Origin of the sequence: Lactococcus garvieae subsp. garvieae (assembly GCF_029024465.1) — a bacterium.
GTDB lineage: Bacteria > Bacillota > Bacilli > Lactobacillales > Streptococcaceae > Lactococcus > Lactococcus garvieae.
Window position 1 is genome coordinate 345,352 of the sequence record NZ_CP118950.1, and the last position, 12,737, is coordinate 358,088.

The window sequence follows — 12,737 nt, forward strand, 5'->3', positions numbered from 1 at the left end:
AAAAGGGTATTTTTGTTATAATGGAAAAGAATAAGTCAGTGAGGAGGGCAGTATGTGAGTGATTTTAGTCAAATTTTTAATCTTGACTTCTGGCAAAAAATATTGGAGTTAAACCAATCGCCTTGGCGTGTGTTCATTTCAATCATTGATATCGCTATTGTGAGCTTTTTTCTTTATTTAGCTATGCGTTTTGTACAAGGTACAAAACTGGTTAGCTTAGTACGTGGTGTCATTATTTTTGTGCTCATAAGAATAGTTGCTGGTTTGATCGGTTTGACCACTTTAGAATGGCTACTCAATCAAGTGATTACCTATGGTGCAATAGCCGGTGTGATTATCTTTCAACCAGAAATACGTAGAGCTTTGGAAGGGTTAGGTCGGACGACCAATCGTTTATCCGGCGGGCGTAACCGGTCCATCAATAGCTATATTGAGGCATATGAAAAGTCTTTTGCTTATATGTCTGAGCGTAAAATTGGAGCACTCATTGCCATTGAGCGAACACAAACTCTGAGTGAGTATGCTTCAACAGGGATAAGGTTAGATGCAGATATTTCCAGTGAGTTGATCATCAACATCTTTATTCCGAACACACCTTTACATGATGGGGCAGTGATTATTCAAGATGATAAAATTGCTGTTACCAGTGCTTACCTTCCTTTAACTGAGAAAACTGGAATATCTAAAGAGTTTGGAACGCGACATCGTGCCGCTATTGGCTTATCAGAAGCTTCAGATGCTTTAGTTCTTGTTGTTTCGGAAGAAACAGGAGGAATATCTATCGCTTATAATGGTGAGTTGTATGCGGATATTTCAAAAGAAGTGTTCCATGAAAAACTTATCGCTATTTTGGGACCAGAAGAAACAGGAGGCAAAAAATAATGAGAAATAATTTTTTCGCTTCAAAACTTTTTACAATCTTAGCTTCCGTTTTCTTTGCAGTAATTTTATTTTTTAATGCAAGCTCTGCTGCATTGAGAAATCAAGGAAGCTCAACAACTGGAGAAGTTTACACGACGACTATTTCTAATGTACCAATTGAAATCAAGTATAATTCAGATGAGTATTTTGCCAGTGGTTATAACAATACTGCCAATGTTTACCTGACAAGTTACAACCGTGTTCAGATTAATACAGAAGAAAACCCGGATTCGCGTAACTTTTATCTTGTGGTCGATTTGTCCAATGCAAAAGAAGGAACTGTGACGATGCCTGTACGTATCCAACAGCTTCCGAATGGTATAAATGCACAAATTGAACCTACAACCTTGACTGTTCGCTTAGAAAAGAAAGCCAGTGCCGAGTTTAATGTTACACCTTTGATTGAACAAGCACAGCTCCCAGATGGTTTCAAAGTTAACGACATCAAGCTGAGTCAAGAAAAAGTTAAAGTAACAGCAGGAGAAACAAGTATTAAACAAATTCATGCCATCCAAGCGGCCTTGCCAAGTGATGCATATTTGAATGATGATTACTCTGGTACGGTGACCTTGCATGCAGTTGATGCTGACGGAAAATTACTCCCTGCACAAATCAGCCCGGCGACAGTACAAATGAAAGTAAGTGTGGAAAAGCCGTCAAAAACAGTCCCAGTTAATGTAAAGAAAACGGGGACACTTGACCAAAGTCTTTCAGACATGAAGACATCACTCTCTCAGAAGACCGTCACCATTTCAGGTGAACAGAGTGCTCTAGATAAGATTGAGAGTGTTGATGCGACTGTAAATATATCTAATATTACGGAAAAAGAGACCGTAAATGTCGATGTACAGGCAGATGGAGCAAGTGTGAAACCTAGTCAACTAGAAGTAACAATGACTCCGGTAAAAAAATAAATAAGTAAAAAAAGAAAAGAGAAGAGAAAAATAAAATGGGTAAATATTTTGGAACAGATGGTGTTCGTGGAGAAGCTAATGTAGAGTTAACGCCAGAGATGGCCTTTAAGCTTGGACGCTTCGGTGGCTATGTCCTTAGCCAACATGAAATCGGAACACCAAAAGTATATGTAGCGCGTGACCCACGTATTTCGGGCCAAATGCTTTCAACAAGCCTTATCTCAGGTCTGTTATCCGTAGGGATTGAAGTTTATGACTTGGGGGTTATTGCTACACCAGGTGTGGCTTATTTGGTCCGTAAAGAAGAAGCTTCGGCGGGAGTAATGATTTCTGCCAGCCACAATCCAGCCTTGGATAACGGAATTAAATTCTTTGGAGCAGATGGTTTTAAACTTGATGATGAGAAAGAGTTAGAAATCGAAGCTTTGATTGATGCCGAGGAAGATAAATTACCACGTCCTTCTGCTGAAGGTTTGGGAATTTTACACGATTATAATGAAGCTGTACGTAAATATCAAGCATTTTTGAAAACAACGGCTGAAGGCGATTTTGAAGGTTACAAAATTGTACTCGATACAGCTAATGGTGCTGCATATACATCTGCGCGTGCTGTATTTGCTGATTTAAACGCCGAACTCACAGTGATTGGTGAAAATCCAAATGGCCTTAATATTAATGATGGTGTTGGTTCAACACATCCAGAGAAAATGGCAGATACGGTTGTTGAAACTGGAAGTGACATTGGTTTGGCCTTTGATGGTGATGCGGATCGTCTTATCGCAGTAGATGAAAATGGTAATATCGTTGATGGTGATAGAATTATGTTCATCGTTGGGAAGTATCTCCTTGAGCAAGGGAAATTGGCAAAAGACACCGTAGTTACAACTGTTATGTCTAATCTTGGTTTCCATTTGGCATTGGAAGAAGCTGGTATGAACTCTGTTGTAACAGCCGTAGGTGACCGCTATGTTGTGGAAGAAATGCGTAAAAACAATTACAATTTTGGGGGAGAGCAGTCAGGTCATATGGTCTTCTTAGACTACAATACAACTGGTGACGGACAACTCTCAGCGATCCAACTTGTAAAAGTCATGCGTGAAACAGGTAAAAAATTATCAGAACTCGCAGCCGAAGTTACAATTTATCCTCAAAAACTTGTCAATGTTCGTGTAGCAAATAACGCTGCTAAAGAAGGTGCAATGGATATTCCAGCTATTCGTAAAGTCATTACGGACATGGAAGAAAAAATGAACGGTAAAGGCCGCATTCTTGTCCGCCCAAGTGGAACAGAGCCACTTCTCCGCGTTATGGCTGAAGCACCAACAGATGAAGAAGTAAATGAAGTTGTTGATACGATTGTTGACGTAGTCAAAGAAGAAATTGGTGTAAAACTATAAAAGAAAAAGATTCGTAAGGAATCTTTTTTTGTTCCAAGACGCACATCGTGAAACAGGCAAGTCGTGAACGGCTAAATGCAAGCTGCCTTTAGTTTTTTCTAGAATCACACATGGCCTTAGCAAAAAATAATCCTTTCCGCTTGTCGGGGCTTAATTACTGAATTTCATGTGGTGAGTTGTGCTATAATAAGGCTATGAAATTAAAAGTTAATGAAGAAAAGATGCTTACATTTGCAGAGCATTTAGGTGGCCTTCTTCAGGCACAAGATATTATTGTTTTGACAGGAGAGCTTGGTGCAGGTAAAACAACCTTTGTGAAGGGGTTAGCTGTGGGCTTAGGAATTTCGCAGATGATTAAGAGCCCTACTTACACCATTGTGCGAGAATATGAGGAAGGAAAGCTTCCTTTATATCATATGGATGTTTACCGTGCGGGAGATGATCCTGACAGCTTTGACCTTGACGATTATCTTTTTGGTGAAGGCGTTTCTGTTATTGAATGGGGCGAGCTCCTGGGAGAAAGTTTACCTGAGGCATACTTAGAAGTTAAATTTGATAAATACGCGGACGGCTTCGCAACAGATGCTGAACGTGTTCTTGAACTTCTTCCCCATGGGCAACGCTATGAAGCATTATTAGGAGAATTATGAGCACAGAGTTACTGATTCGTGAAGCACGGCCTGAAGACAGTATAAAGCTCATTACTTTTCTTAATCAGGTAGGAAAAGAGAGTCATTTTTTGACTTTAGACGAGGCGGGGATTCTTATGTCTCCCACGCAAATGCAAGATTACTTGGCACAGATTCTTACGAAAGACAATAACGCATATTTTCTAGCCTTCATTGGGCAAGAAATCGCTGGAGTCCTACATATTACGGCAGATTTTCACTATCGCATACGTCATATTGGGGATATTTTTATTGCTGTAAGTTCACAATTTCAAGGGTATGGTATTGCTTCTTTTTTATTTGAGGATGCCCTGGAATGGATTGAGGAAATGGATGTGATAAAGCGACTTGAATTAACTGTTCAAAAACGCAACAAAGCAGCTGTCCATTTATATGAAAAGTTTGGTTTTGAGCTGGAAACAATCCAAAAATATGGAGCACGCGATGAACACGGACAACTGATAGATGTGTATCAAATGGTCAAGTTTTTCTAAGTTAAACAAGAGCGATCAGAGAGGGAAAAAAAGTCTCTCTGATCGTTTTTTTCATTTCTTGTTGTTTATTTGCAGAAATTTGATATAATTTTACTATGAAACTTTGGAAAAAATCGCTGTTAATGATCGTTGGGATCATCGCCTTAACGGCTGGAGCAGCCACTGTCTATGTTTCGACAGTTTTAAATAGCACAACAAAAGCATTTTCGAAAACCTATGCGGAAGTTGGTAGCACAGATGCGGGAAAAATTATCAAAGCGACTGAGCCATTAACAATTTTACTCATGGGTGTCGATACTGGCGGAGCTGACCGCGGAGGGGCAACCAGCTGGGATGGGAACTCTGACTCACAGATCGTTATGACCCTTAATCCCAAAACGAATACAACAACGATGGTTTCTCTTGAGCGAGATGTCATGTCAAATATTTTGGATAATAAGGGGAATACAGTTTCCACACAGAAGATGAATGCAGCATATCCGATGGGGTATAATGCAGGAGGGCTGAAAACAGGTGTCCAATATGCCATGAAGACAATCGGAGAACAGGCTGGTATTAATGTTGATAACTTCCTCATGATTAACTTTGATGGCCTTGTCAACTTGGTCAATGATGTAGGTGGTATCGATATTGACAATACAACCGGACAAACTCTCTATATCTCTGATACAGAACCCGCATATAAAGCGAAAGTTCCACCAGGTAAGCAACATATTGACGGAGATCAGGCACTTGTTTATGCGCGTGATCGCCATCATTTACCCAATGGAGACTATGGGCGTGCAGCACACCAGCGTGAAGTTATTTCAGCAGTTGTGACGAAGCTCTTGGCATTGAACAATATCACTCAATATCAAAAATTCTTGGACGATATCAGTGAAGACATCAAAACAAATATTCCAATCAATGGCTCAACTTTAACTTCTTTATTAGGTTATAAAGATTGTTTTAATAAAGTCGTTTCGATTCAATATCAAGGGATTGATTATATGAATCCAGGAGATGGTGGATCTTATCAGCTATTGTCTACAAATACGACTTTAGCAGTTCAAAACGCTTTACGTAACTCTTTGAAAAAAGAGACAGGCAATAGTTTAAGTAATAATTTGATTACTTACGAAACATTAACAGGGAGTACACCTGATGCTTATTTCATGCCTTCAGCAACAGTGACAGAAAATGGCAAGTCAACCGTTTATGGTATTGATGTCGATGGTTCTTTTGTAAATCTCGACAGCAGCAACTCTGCTACCTATGTCGCGACAGATGGAAGTGCGGCGACAAGTGATAAGCCAACCTCATCGGATAAAACGAAAACCTCTGAGGCAAGTCAGACTGATACAACCACCCAAGATCCTTACGGGGCTTCTGTAGACGATAGTACAGCTTATGGAACGACTGACCCAGGAGTGGGAGGTGGTGCAAGTGCAGATGGTACAAGCCTCTATGTTGATCCTTATACAGGACAATAATTGCTTCAATTAGAAAAATATGATAGACTAGACAAGTAGTGTAAAAATCTACTTGTTTATTTTGGTCCGATAGCTCAGCTGGATAGAGCATTCGCCTTCTAAGCGAACGGTCGAGGGTTCGAATCCCCCTCGGATCATGGTGCCAAACCTCGCTCCGCCTTCGTGGCGGGGCATTTTTTGTTCAAAAAATAAAGCACTTCATGTGAAGTGCTTTATTTTATATTATATTATATATGGAAAATGCGCCTTCAGTAGGAGCTCGAAGTTAGCTTGCATAATCAAACTTTAAAATTTTTTTAAAAATTTCGACAGCAGCATCATAATCCTCATAAGGCAAATTATAGGCTTCAAGAAAGTGATATGTGTTGATTTGCTCTACAACATCAAAATGTGAAATATAGTCAATCACACATTCTTTGAGCGACATCGTGCTAAAATCTTTTGTTGGCCTGTCTGATTTATTTAATGCGTGTATCACTTCCTCGTTCGCTTTACAGAGCAGAGCAAAAGAAGTGTCACACGGACAACCAGAGATTTCGATAAATTTTTGGAAGAGTTCAAAATTCCCGCCTTCGGACACAAAGATATCCCAGAGGAAGAGTATGGCCTCTTTATTTGTCCGTTTCTCCTGTGGGCTGGTTGTATCACACTCTCCAAGACGGTAGCGATCATTATTCTTAATGTGCATTAACTCATGACATAATTTAAAAGCCTTAACCGTTTTGGGATTAAAAATAGTAATCTTTTTTCTGTTATGTGTGACAGCGTCCAATGGAAAATAGTTGTCCCCGATAACTTCAATTCCATATTTTTCTATCTCAAGAATGATACGCTCTATTAATTCCTGTTCGTTCATAGAGCCCCCACTTAGTCTTCAAGACGTTTACCTAAAATAAGTTTTAATGCCGTTTTTACTTCATCAGTAAGCGGTTTACCATCAAAAGACACCCATTCGTCCCAATCGACCTTACTCTCGTCTACTAAAGTCGCAAGATCGATAGGTTCTTGGTGGCTACTTTTTTCTTCATGACCCAGGAGGTAATCAATACTAACATTAAAGTATTTGGCGACTGCTCTTACTTTATCAACACCGGGTGTTTGTTTACTCCAGCGGCGTATTGTTCCATTACCATAGCCCAGATGTTCTTCAATTTGTCTGATGGACACATGCTTTTGGGCAGCCAGCTCTTTTATTTTTTCGTATAAATCCAAATTTATCACCCTTTCAGAATAGCTTTACACATTTGTAGCATATTGGTGCACATATCGCTTGACAATTTATACCAATATGCTATAATCGTTCTTGTAAAGAAGATTCACAACTTTCATAAAGAAATCCTATAAGGTAGGTGTGAGTGAAGACAGCCACACCAGTCAATAGGTTTTTCTTTCTTCATTCATTGTAGCTTATTAGTATACATAAGTCAAGCTGAGGTAGACAAAAATTCTATAAAAGATGTGAATTGAAAGAAAACTGTAGAGAAAGGAAGAAGATATGTCGATAGTTCAGAAGAAAGTTTCTCAAGCTGAAGAAAAAGCTAAAAGATTAAAAAGCAAGCAGGAAGAGTTAGACTTTGAGCAGGAACTGCTAAAGCGAGAAATAGAGCGAAGAAAGCATGAAAGTAAGGAGAAACGCAGAATGCGGCGCAAGATGCAAAGAGAAAAAATGCTTGCCAACTTGCATCAAAAGGATTAAGGAGGAAGACGATGAAAAAGTTATATGCGGTTTATAGAGGAGAATCATTTTTAGATTGTGGAACAGCCCGTGAACTTGCAGCACGTTTTGATACGAATCTAGAAAATATCTATTCAAAAGTGAGCAAAGAACGCAAAGCAAGAAGTAGAGGCCAGTCTTTTTCAGACAATACTTTACATTGGTATAGTTTTGATGAGGGCAATGATGAGAACATATGGCTTTCTTAGAAAAAGTTTCATTGGGAGGGACTCAAAACTTATGGGGCATTTTTGGCCTATATAGAGACAGAGGACCTTTTTGTGTGAAAGAGCTTCTGGCCTAAACAATTCAAGATGGAGCGCATGAAAGGATGTCCAAAAAAGAGCAGGAATTCTGCGGTATAAGGGGGAACTCTAAATTAGGTTAGACAAATATATACTTGATTTTGCTATAATATAAACATGACTAGATATATGGCAACGATTGCTTATGATGGCACAAATTTTGCAGGTTTTCAAACCCAAAATAATCAACGGACGGTGCAAGAAGAGATTGAAAAAGTTTTGACAAAATTAAATTCTTACCAGACCGTGATTTTGCATGGCTCAGGACGTACGGATTCGGGGGTTCATGCGCATGCTCAACGTATTCATTTCGACTTGCAAGGGCAGCGAGATGAGGAACATTTACGCTTTGCTTTGGACACGCAAACCCCATCAGATATTGCCTTCCACGAAGTCATACAAGTTGAAGAGGATTTTCATGTCCGCTTTAACAAGCATGAAAAAATTTATGAGTATTTTTTAGAAAACAGTAAAGTTCGGAGCCCTTTTTACCGCATGTATCGTGCACATTTTCGTTATAAACTTGATGAGGATCTGATGCGACAAGCTCTAGCGGATTTGGTTGGAACGCATGATTTTACTGGTTTTACAGCATCTGGTGCTACAGTTGAAGATAAGGTGCGAACGATTACTCAAGCTGAGCTCGTGAAACTTGATGATGAAAATTATAAATTTATTTTTCGGGGCAACGGTTTTCTTTATAAACAAGTTCGTAATATGATGGGGACTATGATCAAAATAGGAAATGGCCGGATGCCTGTTTCACAAATTAAAAAGATTTTAGAAAGTAAAAATCGTGACCTAGCAGGTCCGACTGCTGCCCCAGAAGGGCTCTATCTCAAGGAGGTAATTTATCTTGACTAAAAATATTGTTGCTGTACATGACATTTCTTGCGTTGGTCGTTGTTCCTCAACAGTGGCGCTTCCCATTATTAGTGCTTATGGCATTGAGTGTCGCCTATTGCCAACAGCGCTTTTATCCACACACACAGGTGGTTTTACCAACTTTACTTATCTTGATCTTACAGATGAAATGCGCAACATTATTCAAGCTTGGCAAGAATTAAAGCTCCATATGGATGGGATTTACAGTGGTTTTATGGCCTCTGCGGAACAAATTGACGTGCTCAAAGACTTGATTGACATCTATAAAGATACGGAGAATCTGGCCATCATTGATCCAGTGATGGCTGATCATGGGGAGCTCTATAGTGTTTTCGATATGCACTTTGTAGAAAAAATGGGTGAGCTTTTGCCTTATGCAGATGTTCTTTTGCCCAATATCACAGAAGCATGCCTCTTAACAGGAACTCCTTACCAAGAAGGTGTGCAGTCAGAAGCATTCATTGAGATGCTCATTGAAAAATTACAAGCACGTGGGGCTAAAAATGTTGTTTTGACGGGTGTTATGCTCGATGAAAAATATATTGGAGCCGCTGCTGCAAGAAGTACTGGACAGATTGATTATGTTTTGGCAGAAAAATTACCAGGCGCTTATCATGGTACAGGAGACATCTTCGGCTCTGTTTTATCTGCAGAGCTGATCAATGGCAAAACTTTAGCCGCAGCAACACGAGAAGCTGTTGACTTTGTGGTTAAATCAATAAAAAATACACCAAAGTCTGCTGACAAGCGCTATGGGGTAGAATTCGAGCAAACCTTGAAAAGTAAAAGAAAGCAGGGACAATGAAGTATTCAACAAAAAAATTAACTCTATTGGCTCTTCTAGCTGCCTTGACATTTGTCTTGGGCTATTTCACAAAAATACCTATTCCTGGCGGTTATTTTACCTTGCTTGATGCGGGGATTTTTACGACAGCGATGCTTCTTGGAAAACGCGAAGGCCTAATTGTTGGTGCCCTAGCAGGATTTCTTAATGATTTTATTGCGGGATATGCAGCATACATGTTCTTCACTTTAGTCATTCATGGACTCCAAGGGTATTTAGGTGTCGTAACAAAAAATAAAGCGCTCAATTACGTGTTGGCTACTTTGGTTATGGTCGGCGGTTATTTTGTAGCAGATATGTTTATTGTTGGAAGCTTAGCAGTGGCCTTACCGGACATGGCAATCAATGCCGTGCAAACCAGTGTCGGTTTTGTCGTTGCTTTACTTCTTACAGAAATTCTTAAGAAATCAGGTGCTCTTCATGGACTTAAAACAAATTAAAGAAGAAACAAAAACAATTATTGAAGATGTTATTGAAAAAACTGAAATAAAAGCTGGACAGATTTTTGTATTGGGTCTATCCAGTTCTGAAGTCAATGGCGGTACAATTGGCAAAAACTCCTCAGCAGAGATCGGCGAAGTCATTGTCGGAACGATTTACGAGGCACTCAAGGCGCGAGAGATTTATTTAGCTGTCCAAGCTTGTGAACACCTAAACCGTGCCTTACTTGTAGAGCAAGAATTGGCGGACAAAAAAGATTTGGAAATCGTTTCCGTTGTGCCACAACTCCATGCAGGAGGCAGTGGACAAGTGGCAGCTTATAAGCTTTTTAAGGCCCCGGTTGAGGTTGAACATCTTACGGCTTATGCTGGGTTGGATATTGGGGATACGTCTATTGGCATGCATATAAAGCATGTCCAAATTCCTGTACGGCCTGTCTTGAAAGAACTTGGCGGAGCTCATGTCACAGCGCTCAAATCACGTCCTAAGCTTATTGGTGGGGAACGTGCACGTTATGAGTAAGTAAAAGTCTGGATAAGTGCCTCACTGGAAATTTTGCATATCAGTTGGGAATAAGGCCAAAGTGTGAGAAAATGAATGTAACATTAAAGAGGGAGGTGCAGATGACATTTAAAGTCGAAGTAGATGACCTCAGAGAGAAACCAGTTGCTCGCGAGTCCTACTGATATTCACTAATTTCTAAAAGGAGGATAGATGTTCTTATCCTCTTTTTTACTCCAGATAAAATCTAGGACCTTGACAAAAAAATCAAAATCATATAGAATAATATTCGGGCACCGCTTTTTGCGGTAAAGTCAGAAGCTCCCTTACAAAAGGGAGCTTATTTTTTTGTTTCGCTACTGGCATTTGCGGCTAAAACCACTGATGCTAGACGGCAAGCTCTATGGAGCTTTGCCTAAGCGCCTCATTAGGAAAAATAAAAAAATTATTTTTCCATCATATTTTCCCAGGCTTAATATAGAAAACAGAGGAGATTTCACATTGGCAACTAAGTATATTTTCGTCACAGGTGGTGGTACATCATCAATGGGTAAGGGTATTGTTGCAGCGTCTTTGGGACGTTTGCTCAAAAACCGTGGCCTTAAAGTAACTGTACAAAAATTTGATCCATACCTTAATATTGACCCAGGGACAATGAGCCCTTATCAACACGGTGAAGTTTTTGTTACAGACGATGGTGCTGAAACAGACCTTGACCTTGGGCACTACGAGCGTTTTATTGATATCAATCTTAATAAATACTCAAATGTAACTTCAGGTAAAGTTTACTCTGAAATTTTACGTAAAGAGCGTAAAGGGGAGTACCTTGGAGCGACAGTTCAAATGGTACCTCACGTTACGGATACATTAAAAGAAAAAATTAAGCGTGCAGCAACAATGACTGATGCGGATGTTATCATCACTGAGGTTGGTGGTACAGTAGGTGATATGGAATCCCTTCCCTTCATCGAAGCTCTACGTCAAATGAAAGCAGAAGTTGGTTCAGATAATGTGATGTATATTCACACTGTGCCAATCCTCCACTTGCGTGCAGCGGGTGAGTTGAAAACAAAAATTGCACAAAATGCAACAAAAACATTGCGTGAATATGGTATCCAAGCGAATATGTTGGTGCTTCGTACAGAAGTTCCGATCACACGCGAAATGCGTGATAAAGTAGCCATGTACTGTGACGTTGATCCTGAAGCAGTTATCCAGTCTCTCGATGTGGAGCATCTTTACCAAATTCCGTTAAACTTGCAAGAGCAAAACATGGATCAAATCGTTTGTGATCACTTGAAACTTGATGCACCTGCCGCTGATATGACAGAATGGGCAGCAATGGTTGACCATGTGATGAACCTTAAGAAAAAAGTCAAAATTGCCTTGGTTGGGAAATACGTAGAATTACCTGATGCATATATCTCAGTGACAGAAGCATTGAAACATGCCGGATATCCAGCAGACAGCGATATCGAATTGGACTGGGTAAATGCGAATGACTTGGACGATAGCAATGCTGCTGCACGTTTGAAAGGCGCACATGGGATTATCGTTCCTGGTGGGTTCGGGGAACGTGGTTCAGAAGGTAAAATTTCGGCTATCCGTTATGCACGTGAAAATGATGTGCCAATGTTGGGCATCTGTCTTGGTATGCAAATGACGTGCGTGGAATTTGCACGCAATGTTTTAGGGATGGAAGGGGCACATTCTTACGAATTAAACCCAGAAACACCATATCCAATTATCGATATCATGCGTGACCAAGTTGATGTTGAAGACATGGGAGGAACCTTGCGTTTAGGACTCTACCCATCAAAACTAAAAGCAAACACTAAAGCACGTGCGGCTTATAACGATGCGGATGTCGTTCAACATCGTCACCGTCACCGCTACGAATTTAACAATAAATACCGCGAACAATTTGAAGCTGCAGGCTTTACATTCTCTGGTGTTTCCCCAGACAACCGTTTGGTTGAAATCGTTGAGTTGACAGATAAGAAATTCTTTGTTGCTTGCCAATATCACCCAGAATTACAATCACGTCCAAACCGTCCAGAAGAGCTTTATCAAGCCTTTGTTAAAGCTGCGGTGGAAAACATGTAAAAATAAAAATCCCTACTTAAGTTGGGGATTTTTTTAGCGTTTACTTTTTAATATTGTTTCCTCTTATAATTTGAT

The 12,737-nt window shown here is 39.9% G+C and carries 15 protein-coding genes and 1 tRNA gene; 14 read left to right on the plus strand and 2 right to left on the minus strand.

The window, feature by feature from the left end:
- The first annotated feature begins 54 nt into the window (after positions 1 to 54).
- The 7 genes from cdaA (at position 55) to PYW30_RS01795 (ending at position 6,003) form a co-directional block, all read left to right on the plus strand.
- A complete protein-coding gene (cdaA, locus tag PYW30_RS01765; protein ID WP_003133945.1) occupies positions 55 to 882 on the plus strand; it encodes a diadenylate cyclase CdaA in 828 nt (275 codons plus the stop codon).
- Complete coding sequence (locus PYW30_RS01770) at positions 882 to 1,835, plus strand: CdaR family protein (RefSeq protein WP_042217444.1); 954 nt, start codon at positions 882 to 884, stop codon at positions 1,833 to 1,835. Before cdaA ends, PYW30_RS01770 begins: the two co-directional genes overlap by 1 nt.
- A 35-nt stretch (positions 1,836 to 1,870) precedes the next feature.
- Positions 1,871 to 3,232, plus strand: coding sequence for a phosphoglucosamine mutase (gene glmM / locus PYW30_RS01775; protein ID WP_042217442.1), 1,362 nt, complete (start codon positions 1,871 to 1,873; stop codon positions 3,230 to 3,232).
- A 194-nt stretch (positions 3,233 to 3,426) separates the two neighbouring features.
- The gene (tsaE, locus tag PYW30_RS01780) at positions 3,427 to 3,882 is read left to right on the plus strand and encodes a tRNA (adenosine(37)-N6)-threonylcarbamoyltransferase complex ATPase subunit type 1 TsaE (RefSeq protein WP_042217439.1); all 456 of its coding nucleotides are present in this window, start codon (positions 3,427 to 3,429) and stop codon (positions 3,880 to 3,882) included.
- Complete coding sequence (locus PYW30_RS01785) at positions 3,879 to 4,394, plus strand: GNAT family N-acetyltransferase (protein WP_042217437.1); 516 nt, start codon at positions 3,879 to 3,881, stop codon at positions 4,392 to 4,394. The genes tsaE and PYW30_RS01785 overlap by 4 nt, the downstream gene beginning before the upstream one ends.
- Before the next feature lie 95 nt (positions 4,395 to 4,489).
- Entirely contained in the window at positions 4,490 to 5,866 is a 1,377-nt protein-coding gene (locus tag PYW30_RS01790) for an LCP family protein (protein ID WP_042217434.1), read from the plus strand.
- A gap of 63 nt (positions 5,867 to 5,929) precedes the next feature.
- A tRNA-Arg gene (locus PYW30_RS01795) sits at positions 5,930 to 6,003 on the plus strand.
- A gap of 128 nt (positions 6,004 to 6,131) precedes the next feature.
- Here the strand turns inward: PYW30_RS01795 and PYW30_RS01800 are convergent.
- Positions 6,132 to 6,722: a hypothetical protein gene (locus PYW30_RS01800; protein WP_042217433.1), complete on the minus strand. Its 591-nt coding sequence runs from the start codon at positions 6,720 to 6,722 to the stop codon at positions 6,132 to 6,134.
- Positions 6,723 to 6,733: 11 nt separating this feature from the next.
- On the minus strand, positions 6,734 to 7,078 hold the full coding sequence (locus PYW30_RS01805) for a helix-turn-helix domain-containing protein (RefSeq protein WP_042217431.1): 345 nt from the start codon (positions 7,076 to 7,078) through the stop codon (positions 6,734 to 6,736).
- A 283-nt stretch (positions 7,079 to 7,361) separates the two neighbouring features.
- Here PYW30_RS01805 and PYW30_RS01810 point away from each other — a divergent pair, with 283 nt between their 5' ends.
- From PYW30_RS01810 to PYW30_RS01840, 7 genes are all read left to right on the plus strand, one after another.
- Positions 7,362 to 7,562: a hypothetical protein gene (locus PYW30_RS01810; RefSeq protein WP_042217429.1), complete on the plus strand. Its 201-nt coding sequence runs from the start codon at positions 7,362 to 7,364 to the stop codon at positions 7,560 to 7,562.
- Positions 7,563 to 7,573: 11 nt separating this feature from the next.
- A complete protein-coding gene (locus PYW30_RS01815; protein WP_042217428.1) occupies positions 7,574 to 7,789 on the plus strand; it encodes a hypothetical protein in 216 nt (71 codons plus the stop codon).
- 213 nt (positions 7,790 to 8,002) lie between these two features.
- The gene (gene truA / locus PYW30_RS01820; RefSeq protein ID WP_042217426.1) at positions 8,003 to 8,749 is read left to right on the plus strand and encodes a tRNA pseudouridine(38-40) synthase TruA; all 747 of its coding nucleotides are present in this window, start codon (positions 8,003 to 8,005) and stop codon (positions 8,747 to 8,749) included.
- Positions 8,742 to 9,575: a pyridoxamine kinase gene (locus PYW30_RS01825; RefSeq protein ID WP_003133959.1), complete on the plus strand. Its 834-nt coding sequence runs from the start codon at positions 8,742 to 8,744 to the stop codon at positions 9,573 to 9,575. The genes truA and PYW30_RS01825 overlap by 8 nt, the downstream gene beginning before the upstream one ends.
- Complete coding sequence (locus PYW30_RS01830) at positions 9,572 to 10,054, plus strand: ECF transporter S component (protein WP_023889482.1); 483 nt, start codon at positions 9,572 to 9,574, stop codon at positions 10,052 to 10,054. The genes PYW30_RS01825 and PYW30_RS01830 overlap by 4 nt, the downstream gene beginning before the upstream one ends.
- Positions 10,035 to 10,577, plus strand: a complete 543-nt coding sequence (locus tag PYW30_RS01835; protein ID WP_042217423.1) for a TIGR01440 family protein — start codon at positions 10,035 to 10,037, stop codon at positions 10,575 to 10,577. The genes PYW30_RS01830 and PYW30_RS01835 overlap by 20 nt, the downstream gene beginning before the upstream one ends.
- A gap of 480 nt (positions 10,578 to 11,057) precedes the next feature.
- Complete coding sequence (locus PYW30_RS01840; RefSeq protein WP_042217421.1) at positions 11,058 to 12,662, plus strand: CTP synthase; 1,605 nt, start codon at positions 11,058 to 11,060, stop codon at positions 12,660 to 12,662.
- Positions 12,663 to 12,737: the final 75 nt, after the last annotated feature.

Excerpts from the sequence above, each read along its gene's own strand:
- PYW30_RS01770 (WP_042217444.1), top strand. The coding sequence starts at position 882 with ATGAGAAATAATTTTTTCGCTTCAAAACTTTTTACAATCTTAGCTTCC.
- glmM (WP_042217442.1), top strand. The coding sequence starts at position 1,871 with ATGGGTAAATATTTTGGAACAGATGGTGTTCGTGGAGAAGCTAATGTA.
- tsaE (WP_042217439.1), top strand. The coding sequence starts at position 3,427 with ATGAAATTAAAAGTTAATGAAGAAAAGATGCTTACATTTGCAGAGCAT.
- PYW30_RS01785 (WP_042217437.1), top strand. The coding sequence starts at position 3,879 with ATGAGCACAGAGTTACTGATTCGTGAAGCACGGCCTGAAGACAGTATA.
- PYW30_RS01790 (WP_042217434.1), top strand. The coding sequence starts at position 4,490 with ATGAAACTTTGGAAAAAATCGCTGTTAATGATCGTTGGGATCATCGCC.
- PYW30_RS01800 (WP_042217433.1), bottom strand. The coding sequence starts at position 6,722 with ATGAACGAACAGGAATTAATAGAGCGTATCATTCTTGAGATAGAAAAA.
- PYW30_RS01810 (WP_042217429.1), top strand. The coding sequence starts at position 7,362 with ATGTCGATAGTTCAGAAGAAAGTTTCTCAAGCTGAAGAAAAAGCTAAA.
- PYW30_RS01815 (WP_042217428.1), top strand. The coding sequence starts at position 7,574 with ATGAAAAAGTTATATGCGGTTTATAGAGGAGAATCATTTTTAGATTGT.
- truA (WP_042217426.1), top strand. The coding sequence starts at position 8,003 with ATGACTAGATATATGGCAACGATTGCTTATGATGGCACAAATTTTGCA.
- PYW30_RS01830 (WP_023889482.1), top strand. The coding sequence starts at position 9,572 with ATGAAGTATTCAACAAAAAAATTAACTCTATTGGCTCTTCTAGCTGCC.
- PYW30_RS01835 (WP_042217423.1), top strand. The coding sequence starts at position 10,035 with ATGGACTTAAAACAAATTAAAGAAGAAACAAAAACAATTATTGAAGAT.